18 protein-coding genes are annotated in these 16,601 nt (G+C 66.6%); 11 read left to right on the top strand and 7 right to left on the bottom strand.

Translation table 11 applies throughout. The annotated features are described in order from the left end of the window. Positions 1-250 precede the first annotated feature (250 nt). From recA to ACOQPD_RS02780, 4 genes are all read left to right on the top strand, one after another. Positions 251-1,288 (top strand): recombinase RecA, encoded by a 1,038-nt coding sequence (recA, locus tag ACOQPD_RS02795; protein ID WP_420613385.1) that lies wholly within the window; start codon positions 251-253, stop codon positions 1,286-1,288. A gap of 553 nt (positions 1,289-1,841) precedes the next feature. Next, positions 1,842-2,492, top strand: a complete 651-nt coding sequence (locus ACOQPD_RS02790; RefSeq protein ID WP_420613384.1) for a hypothetical protein — start codon at positions 1,842-1,844, stop codon at positions 2,490-2,492. Positions 2,493-2,635: 143 nt separating this feature from the next. Beyond that, positions 2,636-2,989: a single-stranded DNA-binding protein gene (locus ACOQPD_RS02785; protein ID WP_420613383.1), complete on the top strand. Its 354-nt coding sequence runs from the start codon at positions 2,636-2,638 to the stop codon at positions 2,987-2,989. A gap of 95 nt (positions 2,990-3,084) precedes the next feature. Then, positions 3,085-3,855, top strand: coding sequence for an SURF1 family protein (locus tag ACOQPD_RS02780; RefSeq protein ID WP_420613382.1), 771 nt, complete (start codon positions 3,085-3,087; stop codon positions 3,853-3,855). Here the strand turns inward: ACOQPD_RS02780 and ACOQPD_RS02775 are convergent. Next, on the bottom strand, positions 3,815-4,333 hold the full coding sequence (locus ACOQPD_RS02775) for a YbaK/EbsC family protein (RefSeq protein WP_420613381.1): 519 nt from the start codon (positions 4,331-4,333) through the stop codon (positions 3,815-3,817). The two genes, ACOQPD_RS02780 and ACOQPD_RS02775, sit on opposite strands and share 41 nt — an antisense overlap. 75 nt (positions 4,334-4,408) lie before the next feature. Between ACOQPD_RS02775 and ACOQPD_RS02770 the strand changes: the two genes are divergently transcribed. The 5 genes from ACOQPD_RS02770 to ACOQPD_RS02750 all read left to right on the top strand — a co-directional run bounded on the left by ACOQPD_RS02770 (position 4,409) and on the right by ACOQPD_RS02750 (position 8,095). Continuing rightward, on the top strand, positions 4,409-4,612 hold the full coding sequence (locus ACOQPD_RS02770) for a Trm112 family protein (RefSeq protein WP_420613380.1): 204 nt from the start codon (positions 4,409-4,411) through the stop codon (positions 4,610-4,612). 25 nt (positions 4,613-4,637) lie between these two features. Further along, a complete protein-coding gene (locus tag ACOQPD_RS02765) occupies positions 4,638-4,961 on the top strand; it encodes a histidine triad nucleotide-binding protein (protein WP_420614421.1) in 324 nt (107 codons plus the stop codon). A 106-nt stretch (positions 4,962-5,067) separates the two neighbouring features. Next, positions 5,068-6,132, top strand: a complete 1,065-nt coding sequence (locus ACOQPD_RS02760) for a transporter substrate-binding domain-containing protein (RefSeq protein WP_420613379.1) — start codon at positions 5,068-5,070, stop codon at positions 6,130-6,132. A 104-nt stretch (positions 6,133-6,236) separates the two neighbouring features. Next, positions 6,237-7,325, top strand: coding sequence for a polyamine ABC transporter substrate-binding protein (locus tag ACOQPD_RS02755; RefSeq protein ID WP_420613378.1), 1,089 nt, complete (start codon positions 6,237-6,239; stop codon positions 7,323-7,325). 62 nt (positions 7,326-7,387) lie between these two features. Then, a complete protein-coding gene (locus ACOQPD_RS02750) occupies positions 7,388-8,095 on the top strand; it encodes a ribonuclease HII (RefSeq protein ID WP_420613377.1) in 708 nt (235 codons plus the stop codon). Positions 8,096-8,160: 65 nt separating this feature from the next. On the opposite strand, the gene ACOQPD_RS02745 is transcribed toward ACOQPD_RS02750, so the two are convergent. Continuing rightward, positions 8,161-8,955: an alpha/beta fold hydrolase gene (locus ACOQPD_RS02745; protein ID WP_420613376.1), complete on the bottom strand. Its 795-nt coding sequence runs from the start codon at positions 8,953-8,955 to the stop codon at positions 8,161-8,163. Positions 8,956-8,962: 7 nt separating this feature from the next. Continuing rightward, positions 8,963-10,255: an O-acetylhomoserine aminocarboxypropyltransferase gene (locus ACOQPD_RS02740; RefSeq protein WP_420613375.1), complete on the bottom strand. Its 1,293-nt coding sequence runs from the start codon at positions 10,253-10,255 to the stop codon at positions 8,963-8,965. A gap of 95 nt (positions 10,256-10,350) precedes the next feature. Between ACOQPD_RS02740 and ACOQPD_RS02735 the strand changes: the two genes are divergently transcribed. Then, positions 10,351-11,034 (top strand): enoyl-CoA hydratase/isomerase family protein, encoded by a 684-nt coding sequence (locus ACOQPD_RS02735; protein WP_420613374.1) that lies wholly within the window; start codon positions 10,351-10,353, stop codon positions 11,032-11,034. Positions 11,035-11,071: 37 nt separating this feature from the next. On the opposite strand, the gene ACOQPD_RS02730 is transcribed toward ACOQPD_RS02735, so the two are convergent. After that, positions 11,072-12,829: an acyl-CoA dehydrogenase gene (locus ACOQPD_RS02730; protein ID WP_420613373.1), complete on the bottom strand. Its 1,758-nt coding sequence runs from the start codon at positions 12,827-12,829 to the stop codon at positions 11,072-11,074. Positions 12,830-13,177: 348 nt separating this feature from the next. Further along, the gene (locus ACOQPD_RS02725; RefSeq protein WP_420613372.1) at positions 13,178-14,329 is read right to left on the bottom strand and encodes a trans-sulfuration enzyme family protein; all 1,152 of its coding nucleotides are present in this window, start codon (positions 14,327-14,329) and stop codon (positions 13,178-13,180) included. Between the two features lie 81 nt (positions 14,330-14,410). On the opposite strand from ACOQPD_RS02725, the gene ACOQPD_RS02720 reads away from it, so the two are divergent. Continuing rightward, positions 14,411-15,415: a proline racemase family protein gene (locus tag ACOQPD_RS02720; protein WP_420613371.1), complete on the top strand. Its 1,005-nt coding sequence runs from the start codon at positions 14,411-14,413 to the stop codon at positions 15,413-15,415. On the opposite strand, the gene ACOQPD_RS02715 is transcribed toward ACOQPD_RS02720, so the two are convergent. Next, positions 15,412-15,882 (bottom strand): FABP family protein, encoded by a 471-nt coding sequence (locus ACOQPD_RS02715; RefSeq protein WP_420613370.1) that lies wholly within the window; start codon positions 15,880-15,882, stop codon positions 15,412-15,414. The two genes, ACOQPD_RS02720 and ACOQPD_RS02715, sit on opposite strands and share 4 nt — an antisense overlap. Continuing rightward, entirely contained in the window at positions 15,879-16,520 is a 642-nt protein-coding gene (msrA, locus tag ACOQPD_RS02710) for a peptide-methionine (S)-S-oxide reductase MsrA (RefSeq protein WP_420613369.1), read from the bottom strand. Before msrA ends, ACOQPD_RS02715 begins: the two co-directional genes overlap by 4 nt. Between the last annotated feature and the right edge of the window lie 81 nt (positions 16,521-16,601).

Here is a 16,601-nt window from a genome sequence, read left to right as displayed (position 1 = left end):
CGCAAGTGCTGTGGTCATGGCGGTGTGGGATGACTACCTCTGGTTATTTCACAGACGGACCACTAACCTTGGCTGTGGATAACACGACTGTAGTTCGGCAGGTGTAATTGGTGTATATCGAGTCGAATTTCGAGGTCTGCCCGGCCGGGCGAGGAGGAATAGGCAGTTTCTGTCACACCCCCTCCTTACCTTTGGTCGCGTAACAGGCCCGGCACGAATCCGTCGGCTCGATGACACAAAGGAGTTACCGATGAAGAACAAGGAACGGACGCAGGCTCTGGACACGGCCATGACGCAGATAGAGCGGCAGTTCGGCAAGGGATCAATTATGAGGCTCGGTTCGTCCGCCGCCCAGAAGATCGCCCATATTTCCACCGGGGCGCTGTCTCTCGACCTGGCCCTCGGGATCGGGGGAGTACCCAGGGGGCGCATAGTCGAGGTGTATGGTCCCGAATCGAGCGGGAAGACCACCCTCGCTCTTCATATCGTGGCCGAAGCCCAGCGCAACGGAGGGCTGGCCGCCTTCGTGGACGCCGAACATGCCCTTGACCCCATCTATGCGAAGGCGGTCGGGGTGGACATCGACGAGCTCCTGATCTCCCAGCCCGATACGGGCGAGCAGGCCTTGGAGATCGCCGACACGCTGATCCGTTCCGGGGCTCTCGATGTGCTGGTGGTCGACTCTGTGGCCGCGCTGGTGCCCAGGGCCGAGATCGAGGGCGAGATGGGTGATACCCATGTGGGTCTCCAGGCCCGGCTGATGTCTCAGGCCCTGCGCAAGCTGACCGCCAACGTCAACCGGTCGATGACCACCGCCATTTTCATCAACCAGCTCCGCGAGAAGATCGGAGTGATGTTCGGTTCCCCGGAGGTCACACCCGGTGGTCGGGCCCTGAAGTTCTATTCGAGCGTGCGCTTGGATATCCGTCGCATCGAAGCGATCAAGGACGGTAGGGAACAGATCGGCAACCGGGCGCGGGTGAAGGTGGTCAAGAACAAGCTGGCGCCTCCTTTCCGCATGGCCGAGTTCGACATCATGTTCGGACAGGGCATCTCCCGCGAGGGCAGTCTCCTGGACGTGGCGGTGGACGTCGGTATCGTCAGGAAGAGCGGCGCCTGGTATACGTTCGAGGGCGACCAGCTTGGGCAAGGCCGCGAGAAGGCGAAGAGGTTCTTGCGCGAGAATCCCGACCTGGCGATGCTGCTCGAGGCGAAGGTCCTGGCGGCGGTCGGGATCACGGATCCTGAGGAAGCCGGGTCGGAGGCTGTAGAAGTCGGATCCGAATAGCGACGGGAGGCATCGGGCAGACCTGAGCCGGCGGATCAGGCTCGACTCAACCGAACGAGCCCGTTCCGTCGGCGGCCGCGTGTTAGTTAGCCTTCACGTATCAGAGAGGGCTCACATCGCGGAACCACCGTGAGTCCGCGCCGCGTAACTCCGAGCACCCGGGAAGGGGCTGGCCGTGTCCGACCGTCCACGAGATCGATCAGGATCCGAACGCTCCCGCCGCACGTCACGTCCCGGCCGGCCCGGCGGTAAACCGCAGAAGGGCCGGCGCCGCGGACCGGGAGCAGGCGGCCGCTCCGGGCGGTCCGGAGGCGGGCCCTCACGTCCCCGCAAGGGCGGCCCGGGCGCCAAGCCTCGCTCCGGGCGGGCATCCGGTCCGCGCCCCAAGTCCGGGCGGGGTCCGGCGCCGCGATCGAAGGGTCAGAGGTCCGCCCGGTCCGGCTCCGGTTCGCGATACAGGGATGATCGTAAGGCGCCGGGACGTGGTCGCCGGTCTGAGCAGGAAACACGGGGGCGACCGGCGGGACGTAAGCCACCCCACGCCGGAGCGGGCGTGCAGAACCTTCCGCGCTGGATGCGAGATGAGATCCACCGGGTAACCCGGAAGGAGCGCCGGGATGCCGCTCTGCTGCTGCTGTCGGGAGCGGTCGACTCCTACGGCAACGACGCATTCCCAGCCGCACGCCGCAAGCTGATGGAGGCCAAACAACTCAGTCCGCGGTCATCGACGATCCGCGAACTGCTGGGGCTCAGTTGCTACCGGTGCCGGATTTGGGACGAGGCCCTGGCCGAGCTCCGCGCCTACCGGAGGCTCACGGGGGACACCGTCCACATGTCCGTGGAGATGGATTGTCTCCGCGCACTGGAGCGCGATCGCGATGTGGAAGTGACATGGGGGCGGTTCGTGGAGCTCGGTGGCGATCGACCCACCGAGGCCGAGGCGAGGGTCGTCTATGCGTCTTACCTGCTGGACCGGGGAAGGGCTGCGGAGGCTTGGGAGATCGCCGGACCCGATCGTCTTCACGCTGATGCCCAACCCTACGAACGGCGATGCTGGTTCGTCGCCGCCCGAGCCGCCCTGGCGTTGGGGGAGGTGGATCCGGCCGCCCAGCTGACCGAGGCGATCCGCCGGGCGGATCCGGACATGCCCGGACTCGAGGACCTGCTCCGCCAGGTCGAGGAAGCCGGGCCGGCACGGAGCTAGGCCCCGGTTATCCGGGTTCCGTCCGGTTCTCGATAAATCCGATAAATCATCGAAAACCGATATTTAAGTGCGTATCATGTCACACACGCACCATAAATTGGTCTACCTATCGCACTTCTCCTGTGGCGAAAGGAGCCAATCTCATGACCAAGAGGGACAATCCGGCCAAGACAGAGGAAGCCCGTCACGACCGCAACGAGGTGACCCTGCGAGGCGTGCTGACCACCGCACCTGAGCATCGGGTGTTCGGGTCGGGAGCGTCGCTGGCCCGCCTGCTGGTGACGATCCGCCTGTCCGCTCCGAGAAGCAGGACCGACGTCATCCCGGTAACGGTCTGGGAACCGGATGCGGCCGTCATCGAGGCTGAACGCGGAACTCCCGTCGACGTGATCGGTCAGGTGCACAGACGCTTCTGGACCGACGCCGAGGGCCGCCACAGCCGGGTCGAGGTGGTCGCCACCGAGATCCAACTCGGGAAGATCGACGCGACAGCCTGAAACTGTCTTGCGAAGCAGGCGGCCGGGCCGCACACGGCCACCGGGACATTCAGGGTGGATGGCGGATTATGCGCTCCATAGCGGGATAATGGAATATGCGAGTGGCCGTTCGTCCCCGATGGATCATCTTCTCGGTTCTGGTGGCCGTCGTGTCGGTCGCCTGCGTCTGGTTGGGTTTCTGGCAGCTGAGTCGCCTAGAGGAGCGCAGGGCGTCCAACGCCGTCCTCGATGCCAGGCTGGCGCGCCAACCCATCCCGCTCGAGGATCTGGTGGCCGCGCTCGGGCCGGCGCAGGGCATAGAGGTCGATCCGGCCGACTACGAGCACACGAGAGTCGCAGCCACGGGAAGGCTTACCGACCGGGGCAGGGTGCTGGTCCGCTCCCAGGTCGTGCGCGGGCAGGCCGGGGTGCACGGTGTCTACGCGATGAAGTTGGACGACGGAACCGCCGTCCTGGTGAACGTCGGCTGGTTCCCGCTCGACGTCGAGATCGGCTCGATTGGCGAAGCCTTCGGGGAGTCGGGGCAGGTCGACCTGACCGGTCTGATCCGGGCCGACCAGAAGAGGCCCGCCCTGGGCCGAGCGGAACCGGCTGGCCTCCTCGATACGGTGGCGCGGATCGATATCGACCGGATCCAGCAGCAGGTTGAGCTGCCGCTCCAGCCGTTCTGGATCCAGTTGGTCGAACCGCACGATCCGGGCCGCCTTCCCATCCCCGTCCCGCTACCCGAAACGGACGAAGGGTCCCACCTGTCCTATGCGGTGCAGTGGTTCTCGTTCGGCGCCGTCGCCGTTGTCGGCTATGTCGCGCTGATGCGTAGGGAGCTCAGGCCGAGTCGTCGGCGGAAGGCTCGGGCAGCGGATTAGCCAGGTCTTCGATGACGCTGACCGAGGGTATCCGGCCGAACACCTCCGGGTCGACGGAGATCTTGGTGGAACGGTCTCCGCCGCCCACGAGGATCTTGTCGAGCGACATGATCCGGGCGTCCACATAGACCGGAAGGTCCGCAGGGAGTCCGAATGGTGTGACCCCCCCGATCTCCATACCGGTCAGCTGCATCGTCACCTCGGCGGAGGCGAAGGACAGTTTCCGTACTCCGAGGAGGCCCCGTACCCGGCGGTTCACGTCGAGCCGGGTGGTGGCGGTGGCGACGCACACGGCGTTACGTCCGGCCGGACGCTTCGAAGCCACCACGATGGCGTTGGCCGATCCCTCAGGGGAGTAGCCGTACCGCGCGCAGAAGTCCGCCGTGTGGGTGAATGCCGGGTCGATGTCGATCACCGTGAAGTCGGCCTGAAGGGCCGCCAGAGCCTCCTGTACCCGCTGAGCGATGTTCTTACCCATGATCCGGCTGCATGGTGGCAGGAGTGATGATCCGAGCCAACCTCGACCTGTCCGAGACGTGCGATACTCAGACCCATGGCAATCGATCCGGTGCTCGCAGAAATCCTGGTGTGCCCTCTGAGCAAGGCGTCTCTCAAGGAGGTCGACGGCTCTCTCGTCTCGACTGATCCGGAGACCAGGATGCGCTACCGGATCGAGGGCACCATTCCGGTCATGCTGGTAGAGGAGGCCGAACGGATGCCGATGGACGAATGGAAGGAAGCGATGGCGCGTGGCTGATCCGCACAACGACACCGTTTTCGGGATGATTCTCCGAGGGGAAATACCTGCCGACCTCGTCTACGAGGACGACCTTGCCATTGCGTTCCGAGACGTCGCACCGCAAGCCGAAGTCCATGTGCTGGTGATTCCGCGCCGGCACATCCGGAGCCTCGCTCACGCTGCGGAGAACGACCAGGCGCTGCTCGGCCATCTACTGAACGTGTGCGCGGTGGTTGCCGCTCAGGAGGGAGTGGCCGAGTCGGGATACCGGGTGGTAACCAATATCGGAGGGGATGGGGGACAGTCGGTCGATCATCTCCATTTCCACGTCCTGGGCGGGCGGCGGATGGGCTGGCCCCCGGGCTGATCCCAGTCCCGGAGAGAGGCTTCTTCAGCGGGTCGCCCCTACGAGTTAGGAAAGGCTCCTTGATACCCTCCGTCGGGCTCGCACCGGATCGGGGATAGGAGGCACGATGAAGTCCGCCCGGGCGCGGCGCAGCGTGGACGGGCGACGATGCGGTCGTCCGGCTGATCGCCTGGTTGCGGCGTTGGCCGTCGTTCTTCTCCTGGTAGCCGGAGGCTGCTCGGCCGGAAGCGAGGATCGCACGGTCGAAGTCGGCTTCTATGCCTTCTTCGAACCGGTGAGCTCATCCGCGGATACGGATCCCGAATCGTCCGGGTTCGACACTCACATCGGATACGAGGCCGACCTGCTCACCGCGATCGAAGCGATGGAGGGCTACGGCTTGCGGTTCAACCGGACCGCTATCTCCCAATGGACCGGCATCTGGCTTAGGCCGGTTGCCGACGAGTTCGATCTTGTGGGAGGCGGCATCACCATCCTCGAAGCCCGGACCCGGGACGAGTCCGGCGACACGGTCGTGGCGTTCACCGACGGCCACATCGACTTCAGCCAGTCGCTCCTAGTGCGTGTCGAGGATGCGGCCCGACTCCCCGATCACGATGCGTTGCTGCCCACTGATGTGGTGGGAGTGCTGCCCAATACGACCGGCGAGGCCAGGTTGCTCCAGATACTCGGAGTGACGGATGATGAAGGGGGCTTGGCAGCGGGCACCCGGATCGATACGCCATCCGGCCCGGTCACGGTGGAAGCGGACCGTTCGCTCGTGATCAGTGCCGCCCGGGTGTCACCGGAGCTGGGACTCCGCACCCGCCTCATGCCAGCCGAAGCCCACCGGCCGCAGGTCCTCTACCTGGGAGAGGAGCCCGGTGCGGAGGTAGGGGAGGCAGTGCTCCTGGCGGCTCTGTCGGAGGGGACGATCGACGCGATAGCCCGAGGCACCGCCGGCAACACGCTGGCCGCCGCCGCATCCGGCGGCGCCTTCGTGGTCACCGCCCGCGACTCCCGCCCGGAACGAGGAGGATTCGTGGTCGATATCGATGACACCACACTCCTGCGCCAGATCAATCAGGCCGTCGCCTGGCTCACCGACGGTGGCCGGATCGGCATGGCCGAGTGGCTGGCCGATCAGCGGGTCTTCCTCGACCGGGCCGCTCGCTGGGATGGCGGGTCCTGACGATGGATCCCGAGCATCGGGCTCGGTCCGATAGGCGAGCGGGCCTCCCTTCGGCAGGAAGGGCATCTCACGTGATCGGGCCTCCGGAGGGAGGCCGTGCCGCTGTGTCTCGGCGGCGTGCGATCGTAACGCTTCTGATACCGCTGCTGGTCGCCTGCGGGTTCGGATCCGACCAGACCGAGGAGGTGCCTTCACCGGTCTGCGCTTCCGGGCAGATCGACGGCGAGGTGGTGCTGCTAAGCCGTCCCGGTCAGATGTCACCGGAGGTTATCGACAGATTCGAGGAGCGCTACGCGGTGGACGTCAAGGAGTTGTTCTACGAGACCGACGAAGAGCTGCTCTCGCGCGTGACCGCAGGCGCCGATCCGTTCGATGTCGTGCTGGCACGCCAGGACCTGGCTGCGATTCTCTGGCGCGGAGGCCAGCTCCATACTCTCGACCCGATCGCCCTGCCGGGCCAGGTCAACCTCGACGTCCAGCTCACGCAACCGACTTCGGATTCGGAGCCCTTCTACTCTGTGCCGCTGGTTTGGGGCACGGTAGGGATCGGTTTGAATGTCAACGTGGTGGCGGATGCCACCGAGACGAGCTGGGGGCTCATCTTCGATCTCTCCCAGGCCTGGATCTACGCGGGCCGGGTCTCGCTCCTTGACGATCCCCGCCAGGTCATGGCCGCCGCCATGTTCTACCTCGGCTACTCGCCGAACTCGACGAACCGGGACCAGGTGCGGGAAGCCGGCCGGGTGGTGGCGGAGGCGAAGGCTCACCTGAGGGGATTCGATTCTGACGACTACGCCACCAGACTGGCCGACGGGGGGTTGGATCTAGCCCAGGGCAGGTCGGATGAATTCGTGGCGGCGCTTCCCGAGTCGGACGACTTCCTCTACGTCCTGCCACGGGAAGGCGCCGCGATCTGGTTGGAGTCGATGGCCGTTCCCGTCACCTCCGAGCATCCTTGTAGCGCCCATTCCTTCATCGACTTCATACTCGAGCCCAGGACGGGGGCGCTCGTGGCCGATCACATCGGGGAGGCCACCCCGAACACCGCATCGCTCTCGCACCTGATGCCGGAGACCGCTGCCAACCGGACCCTCTATCCGACGCTCCAAGCCCGGGAGCGGCTGGTACTCCTCGAATATACGGAGGAACTGGATCTCCTGTATGCAGAGGAGTTCGCCCTCGTCGCGGAGTAGGACGATGCAGGGAGCGGCCGTGGTGGACCGAAGGCGCGCGGGCGGGGAAGTAGTCTGAGCCGGTGGCGAACACCGTTCCCAAGCTCCGGCCGGTTCTCAAGAAGAGGGCTCCCAACCTCCGGGTGGAAAAGCGGCTCTGGGAGGTCGGACACGATGTCGTGGTCGGCGTTGACGAGGTCGGAAGGGGTGCCTGGGCAGGCCCCCTGACAGTCGGAGCAGCCGTCATCCCGAAGGACCGGCGCGTCTACAAGCTACGCGACTCGAAGATGCTCACCGAAACCGAGCGGGAGGCCTTGTTCGACCGCATTGCCGGCTGGTGTGTCCGGTGGTCGACCGGCCATGCCGACCCCGAGGAGTGTGATCGGCTGGGCATGTCGGAAGCCCAACGCCTGGCTGCTCGCCGCGCGCTCGAAGGCTTGGGACTGACACCCGACCGCATCCTGATCGATGGTCGCTGGGATTTCGTGGGTGGGTCGAGAACCATCAGGCTGGTCCGGGGGGATGCAACCTCCGTTTCCATATCGGCGGCCTCGATACTCGCCAAGGTGACGCGCGACCGGATGATGCGCCGCCTCGCTGCCCACTACCCGAACTACGGTTTCGAGGGCAACAAGGGCTACCCCTGTCCCACCCACAAGGCCGCCCTTCAGGCATGGGGTCCCTCTGCCATCCACCGGCGGAGCTGGGTGTTCATGGACCATATGCCATGGACCGGGGTCCCACGCTACGTGAGGCCGGACCCGCAGGGCGTGCTCTTCGACCAAGGCTGAAAAACAAGGTTGCCGTTCAAGTAGAAGGTTGAGCAGGCCGCGGAGGCCGGACCTCTGTTGAATGTCTAGCTCCGCAGGAAACCGGCGATGGTGTCTATCACCTGGTCGGGCTGTTCGACCATCATGATGTGTCCGGCGCCGGCGATGGTTACTTCCCGCAGACCGGCCAGGTGTTCCCTCAGAGGCGCCGCTGCCCGCGACGGTGTCATGATGTCCAGCGATCCGCGGATGAGAAGCGCCGGGCACCGGATCCGGCGCGCCGCCTCAGCCCCGCCGTCGTAGTCGTTACAAGCGTGGAGGTCCGAGGCCAGGACCCCGGCGGGCGACCGTTCCCACAACCGGGTGGTGCCGCCCATCATCCAGAGGCCGGGCGTCTGGTGTCCGCCCAGGTGGAAGGGCTTGCCGTGACCCCAGGACGACATCAGCTCGTAGGCCAGGTGCTCACCCTTCTCGGACGCGGCCAGCAGACCGGGATGAACCCCGATGGCGGCTGCCCCTCCGCACATGGTGAGGGTGGTAGCGCAACCCGGATGGCGCGCCGCAGCTTCGAGGGCGATCAGCGCGCCCATCGAATGACCCACCAGGTGGGCCCCGCCGAAGCCGGCCGCCACGACCAACTCGGCCACCCAGTCGCCGTAGTCCTCGATGGTGCCGAGCGCCGGGCCGTCGGATGTGCCGTGACCGGGAAGGTCCACCGCCAGCACCGAGAAGCCGTGGTGCGCGAAGTAGCGGGTCTGGAGTTGCCAGGTGGTCTTGTCGAGTGCTGCTCCGTGGATGAACACGAGGAGCGGCAACCCCTCGTCGAGATCCCGCCCTCCGGTGGTGGCGGAGACCCTGGCGCCCCTGACGGTCAGGTCCATTCCGACCCTACCGCTGCGAGGCTCGCAGGGCGGCGGCCAGGTCGTCCACCAGGTCGTCCGGATCCTCCAGGCCCACCGAGAGCCGGATCAAGTCCTCCCCGACCCCGACCCTGGCCAGCTGTTCGGGGCTCATGGTCGAGTGTGTGGTGGAGGCAGGGTGGATCACCAGTGATTTGGCATCTCCGACATTGGCCAGATGGGAGAAGATTCGGAGGCGCTCGATGAACCGCCGGCCGGCCTCCCGCCCCCCCTTGATGCCGAACGCCAGAATGGCGCCGCATCCATCGGGCATCAACCGGGCCGCCCGATCGTGGTCGGGGTGCTCGGGCAGGTCGGGATGGCTGATCCAGGCCACTTCGTCCCGGCCCTCCAAGAAGTCCAGCACCACCCGGGTATTGGCTACGTGTCTCTGCATCCGGATCGCCAGGGTCTCGATGCCCTGGAGGATGTAGAAGGCGTTCTGCGGGGCCAGCGGCGCACCGAAGTCTCGCAGGCCTTCCACCCGCCCCCGGATGATGAAGGCCTGGGTTCCGAACTCCTCGGTGAACCTGAGGCCGTGGTAGCTGGGATAGGGCTCCGTCAGCGTGGGGAACTTCCCGGAGGCCTCCCAGTCGAAACGCCCGCTGTCGACCAGCGCCCCGCCCACGGCCAGCCCGTGTCCACCGATGAACTTGGTGATGGAGTGATAGGAGAGGTCGACGCCCCAGTCGAAGGGGCGGAACAGGTAGGGCGTGGCAAAGGTGTTGTCGAGCATGAAGGGCACGCCGGCCTCGTGCGCGATGGCCGCCACCGCCTCCACGTCCATGATCTCCAGACCGGGGTTTCCGAGCGTCTCGCCGTACACCAGCCGGGTCTCGGGACGGATGGCATCCCGGAAGCCGTCCGTGTCCCGCGGATCGACGAACGAGGTCCGGATCCCGAAGCGGGGGAGTGTGGTCGCCAGCAGGTTGTTGGATCCCCCGTACAGGGATGAGGAGGAGACGATATGGTCACCGGCGCCCATGAGGGTGGCTATGGCCAGGAAGAGGGCGGACATGCCCGAGGCGGTGGCTATCGCCCCGACGCCACCCTCTAGTGCGGCCAGCCTTTCCTCCAGGGCGGCCACGGTCGGGTTCGAGATCCGGCTGTAGATGTGGCCCTGCCGCTCCAGGTTGAACAGGCCGGCCGCATGCTCCACATCCCGGAACACGTAGGAGGTGGTTTGATAGATTGGGATCGCACGGGCGCCATGGTCGGAATCGGGATGGTGCCCGGCATGCACGCTCAGCGTGTCGAAGTTCAATAGTTTGGGATCAACCACCGGCTCTCCTATCCGGGCGAACAGAGCCTAACGCTGTCGCCGCGCCGGCAGCGAAGGCGGTGGGTGGCAACGGGCCGGAAGGTAGGAGGAGCCGCATGGACGAGGTTTCGATCAGCTATCGCGGCGACTTCCAGGCCACGATCACTATCGAGCGTCCGGAGACGCTGAACTCCCTGGCCGCGTCCACGCTGACCGCACTGGCCCGGGCAGCGGCCGAGGTGTCGGCCCGCCGGGACTCGCTCAAGGTGGTGCTGCTGGAGGGGAGGGGCCGGGCGTTTTCCTCCGGGCTCGACCTGCGCATGCTGGAGCCCGACTGCGGAGTCCCGGTCCGGGAGATCGTCCGGGGCGGCGAGGCAGTGATGGAGGCATTCGACGCCATCCCGGCGGTCACCGTGGCGGTGCTGAAGGGGGCGGTCGTGGGCGGCGGCGTGGTGCTGGCCTCGGCGTGCGACCTGCGGATCGCTGCTGACGACACCTATTTCGCCCTCCCTGAGGTCGATCTGGGAGTCCCGGTTCGCTGGGGTGGCGTTCCCCGGCTGGTTCGTGAACTGGGACCCTCCCTGGCCCGGGAATTGTTGCTGACCTGCCGTCCGTTCACCGCTCAGGAGGCCGAGGCGGCCGGATTCCTAACCGAAGTGGTTCCTCCGGGAGAGCTCGATGATGCGGTCCGGGAACTCGTGGAGACCTTGTGCGGCAAGCCGGCCCATCCCCTCCGGGCCGTGAAACGGAGCATCGCCGAGGCGGTCGAGGCCATGGCCCCTGCCCGGGCCGGACTCTGAGCCGCGTCCTGAACGCCCGGCCGGGGAGGCAAATCGGCTACAGGTCGGCCGCCCCGATGTCGAACAGGACCTCCTCCCCACCCGTAGCAGCGCCGTGGAGGGCCGTGCTGAGGGGCAGCAACTGTTCTAGGTAGAAACGGCAGGTCGCCTGCTTATCGCGGTCCCCTGCGGCGATGGCCGCCGAAGCGGACTCCGCCATCATCGCTCCGGCGGCCACGCCTCCGAACATGAGGCAGTAGGGGCTGGCGCCTGCCAGCACCCGGTTGGGCCGGTCGCTCGCGGCGAGCAGCCGGCCGGTGGCGTCCTCCAGTCGGGAGAGGGCACCCTCGAGACTGTCGGCCGCTCCATACCACTCCATCTCGCGGAGGGCGGCCACGGAGGGCCACAGCGACCGGATGTATGACCTGACGAACCGGCCTCCGTCCACGGGAAGCTTGCGCATCACCAGGTCGATGGCCTGGATGCCGTTTGTTCCCTCGTAGATCGAGGTAATGCGGGCGTCGCGCCAGTGTTGGGCGGCGCCGGTCTCCTCGATGTAGCCCATGCCCCCGTGCACCTGGATCCCGATCGAAGCCATCTCCACGCCGATCTCGGTGCACCACGACTTGACGACGGGGGTGAGGAGGGCCAGGCACTTGGAGTGCCGGAGGCGCTGGTCCTCGTCCGGCGCGGCATGGGCCAGGTCCTGATGCATGGCCGTCCGGTAGATCAGGGCTCGCATGGCCTCCGTGTAGGACCGCATGGTTACCAGCATGCGGCGCACGTCGGGGTGATCGATGATCGGTGACATCGGCTCGGTGGCGCCCACCGCACGACCCTGCCGCCGCTCGCGGGCGTAGGCCACCGCCTGCTGGTAGGCCCGCTCCGCCACGGCCATGCCCTGGATACCCACCGACATCCGGGCGGTGTTCATCATCGTGAACATGTTCCGCATGCCCTGGTCGACGTCTCCCAGGAGGTATCCGACCGCGCCGCCCCGGTCCTCTCCGTAGACCATGACACAGGTGGGGGTAGCCCTGATGCCCAGCTTGTGCTCGAGCGACACGACCTTGACATCGTTGCGCTCGCCCGGTTCGCCCCCTGCGGCCGGCAGGAACTTGGGCACGATGAACATCGAGATCCCCCTGGTGCCGGGCGGGGAACCGGCGATGCGGGCAAGCACCAGATGGATCACGTTGCTTGCCATGTCGTGGTCGCCGTAGGTGATGAAGATCTTGGTGCCGGCCAATCGGTACGTTCCGTCGCCGGCGGGATGGGCCCTGGTGTCGAGGGCGCCCACGTCGGATCCGGCGTGGGGCTCCGTCAGGTTCATCGTGGCCGACCACTCGCCGGTGATCAGCCTGGGAAGGAACAGGTCCCTCTGCTCATCGGTTCCGTGGGCGGCGACGGCTGAAATGGCGCTGGTGGTCAGCAGCGGCCCGGTACTGAAGGAGAGGCATCCCGATGTGAAGAGCTCCTCGACCGCCACCCCAAGGATCCGGGGCATGTCGGCGCCGCCCCACCGGGCCGGTGCGCCGATCGTTCCCCACCCGGCGTTCACGTAGGCCTTGTAGACCTCCTGGAAACCGGGCGGGGTAGCCACCCGGCCATCTTCCAGGGTCGACCCCTCCACGTCCCCAACCCGGTTGAGGGGCGCTACCAGGTCCTGGACGAAACGAGCGCACTCGTCCAGAAGCGAACCCACCACGTCCTGCTCCACATGCCGGAACGGTTCGAGGCCGAGGACGCGATCGAGGCCGGCGATATGTTCGAGGGCGAAGTGGACGTCTCGGAGCGGGGCCACGTAGCCGGACATGACCTGCGATTCTAGAAGCGCAGGACGGGCTACCGGCCGGGGCGCCTACCACCCTGACGTGACCGTGGGACCCGATCCGCAACGGCCGGTTCTTTTCGCGCTCTCGCCGAAGGGGCTCGAATCTGTCACTGGCCCCCGATACGTTGCCTATCGCCAAGCACCTACAACCGGCCGATGCGAAGAGTCCGATCGGAGCGGCCGGGTCCAGGGGAACATACAAGACTTCATGGAGCGACGGCCGAACCGTCCGGCAGCCGGCCGGGCATGGCCGACCACGCTCCAACAGGATGGGTGGCGGCGGGGGAGGGACCCGGTGCGGAGCACCGAGTTTTCGCGGGCTGGCGGCGGCTAGAGCCGATCCAGGCCTCGGGCCAGGTCCTCGATCAGGTCCTCGACGTCCTCGAGGCCGACGGAGATGCGGACCAGCCCGTCGGTTATGCCGACCCGGAGACGCTCCGGCTTCTCCACGTCGGCGTGGGTCATGGTGACCGGGTGGGTGATCAGCGACTCCACCGATCCGAGGTTCTCCGCCAGCGTCCATACCCGGAGGGATCCCATCAGCGACTTGGCGGCCTCCACGCCGCCCTCGACCTCGAACCATCCCATGGCGCCGTATCCGGAGGCCTGCTCGGTGGCCAACTCGTGCTGGGGGAAGGAGGCCAGCCCCGGGTAGGTGACACTGCTCACCTTGGGGTGATCCTCCAGGAACTCGGCCACGGCCATGGCGCTGGCCGATTGGCGCTCCATGCGCTCGCTCAGGGTCTTGCTCCCCTGGAGCGTCAGCCAGGCCACCATGGGCGACATGATCAGGCCCGCGGCGTTCTGCACGAAGGCCACCGCCTCCGAGAGCGCCTCCGTCCGGCATACCACCGCTCCGCCCACGGTGGCGTTGTGGCCGTCGAAGTACTTGGTGGTGGAGTGCACCACCAGATCGGCGCCCAACTCGAGCGGGCGCTGGAAGTAGGGGGTGAGGAAGGTGTTGTCCACCGCGTGGGGAATGCCCAGCGATGTAGCTATCTCCGAGACTCCGGCGATGTCGGTGTACTTGAGGGTCGGGTTGGCGGGCGTCTCGGTGAAGACGAGCCTGGTCCGCTCGTTGGCAGCGGCCCTCACCGCATCGAGATCGGATGTGTCCGCAAAGGTGAAGTCGACCCCGAAACGGGTGAACACCTTGGTGGCGAGGCGATAGGTGCCTCCGTAGGCGACATCGCTGACCACAACGTGATCCCCGGCGTTGAGCAGGGCCATGAAGACGGCGTTGGTGGCGGCCATGCCGGTCCCGAACGCCGCCGAAGCGAACCCGCGCTCCAGCTTGGCGATCCGGGCCTGGAGCGCCGTGACGGTGGGATTGGCGGACCGGGAGTACGAGTAGCCGGTGGCCATGTAGTCGTCCACGGACGGCTGCACGAAGGTGGTGGACTGATGGATCGGCGTGAGGATGGCGCCGCTGGCCGGATCCGGTGACACGCCGGCATGTATCTGGTCTGTTCTGAACCCCATCGGCCTCCTCGGACGGGTGCCAGGTTACCCCGGCGTTCGGGATATCCCGGCGGCGGGCGGGTACCATCGCCCGTCGGGATGATGAAGCGGGCGGACACGATCACCACCACAGAGATGCACACCGGGGGCGAGCCGGTCCGGATCGTCGAATCCGGGTATCCGCCCATCCCGGGGGCCACCATCCTCGACAAGCGCCGCTACGTCCTCGCCGAGCTCGATCACCTGCGTACGGCACTGATGCACGAACCGCGCGGCCACTTCGACATGTACGGGGTGATCCCGGTGGAACCCGACCTCCCCGAGGCCGACCTCGCGGCGCTCTTCATGCACAACTCGGGCTACTCGACCATGTGCGGGCACGCCGTCATCGCACTGGGCAGGTATGCGGTTGACAGGGGACTGGTTCCGAAGGCAGCGCCCGAGACCAGGATGGTGATCCAATGCCCGTGCGGGCCGGTGGCGGTCAGCGTCGAGGTGAGCGAAGGCAACGCCGGTGCGGTTTGCTTCGAGAGCGTGCCCGCCTTCGCCCATTCCCTTGACCTTGAAGTGAAAGTAGAAGGTTATGGTACGGTCTCGTGCGATGTCGCCTACGGGGGCGCCTTCTACGCCGTCGCCGACGCCGGGCGGTTCGGGCTGGAGTTCCCGGGTTCCCCGGTCTCTGACCTGGTCAGGGCCGCCAACGCACTGTCCGCGGCGGTGCGGGAAGGCGTCGAACTAGTCCATCCCGATGCCGGGGACCTGGGCTACCTGTACGGTTCGATCCTGACCGACGGCCGGGACGGCGCACCTGTCTCTGCCAACGTGTGCGTGTTCGCCGACTCGCAGGTGGATCGGAGTCCGACCGGGTCGGGGGTGACCGCCCGGATGGCCCTCGGCCACGCCCGCGGGCAGGCGTATCCGGGGGACGTACGTACCTTCGGGAGCGTTACTGGGTCGACCATGACCGGCCGGGTCGTGGCGGAGCGCACGGTCGGCGACCTGCCGGCGGTCACGGTGGAGGTGTGCGGGAGGGCCTACTACACCGGCGCCGCATCGTTCGTCATGGAGCCGGACGACCCGTTCCGTCACGGCTTCCTGGTCAGCTAGACCCGGGTGAGCTCAGCTTCGAGATGAACCTGAAATGGCTGGCCGACCGCGGCCATCCACAGCCGGTAGAGCATGGTGTGGCCGTCCACGCTGATGCAACGTTCCACACGGGACACCTCGACCGCGGTCGGGCTCAGCCTGACATCCCTGGACCTGAAGCGCACCCGGCTGCCGCAGAGATCTCCCGTATGGACCTCGACGATGCCCGTCGGTTGGGCGATGACCAACTCGGCCCCCTCCGTGCCGCCCGGCCGGATGTACCCCGACTCGGAGTGGAGTGGTTCGCCGTCCCCGGCTCGCCGGGTCCGTTGCCGGTAGAGGATGAACGGCTTGCCGGGACCCGGGGTGAAGACGGCCTCCTCGACATACTCGAAGGGTTCGATGGTCGGGTACCGGCCGCTACCCGTTCCTTTCCAGGTACCGACCAGGAAGGCCAGCGAGTCCAGGTCGGGATGCGCTCGGTTCACCGCGGCGCCGGTACCCGGCAGGACACCCCAGTTCCCTTGAGGCCGCAGTAGCCGTTGGGGATCTTGGCCAGGTACTGCTGGTGGTAGTCCTCGGCGTAGTAGAAGGGCGGCGCCGGCCGGATCTCGGTAGTGACCGGCCCGAAGCCCCGAGCGGCCAGATCCCGCTCGTAGGCTTCCCTGGTCTGCTCGGCCATCTCGCGCTGGGCGTCGGACGTCCAGTAGATCGCCGACCGGTACTGCGTGCCCCGGTCGTTACCCTGGCGCATCCCTTGGGTCGGGTTGTGTTCCTCCCAGAAGCGCTTCAGCAGGTCTCCGTAGGAGACGGCCTCCGGGTCGAACACCACCATCACCGCCTCGGTGTGCCCCGTGTATCCACTGCAGACCTCCCGGTAGGTCGGATTGGGGGTGAATCCTCCCTGGTATCCGGCTGCGGTCGTGTACACCCCGGGAATCTGCCAGTAGATCCTCTCCACGCCCCAGAAGCACCCCATGCCGAAATAGGCGATCTCCATACCCTCCGGGAACGGCGGTGCGATGGTTCGCCCATGCACGAAGTGCGGCAGCGGTGCCAGGACCGGGGTATCCCGTCCCGGCAGAGCGGACTCCTCCGAGATCAACAGGTTCTTGGTCCGGAACATCAACCCCACCCTCATTGCCTTCCCGGAATCCTACTCCTGGAGCTAGTGCTACCCGCGCCCGGATCCGTCATGGAGGCTTCG

Origin of the sequence: Candidatus Spongiisocius sp., assembly GCF_965221825.1 — a bacterium.
Lineage (GTDB): Bacteria > Actinomycetota > Acidimicrobiia > Spongiisociales > Spongiisociaceae > Spongiisocius.
Note: the sequence above shows the minus strand (reverse complement) of the source record. Positions and strands in the feature narration are given on the sequence as shown.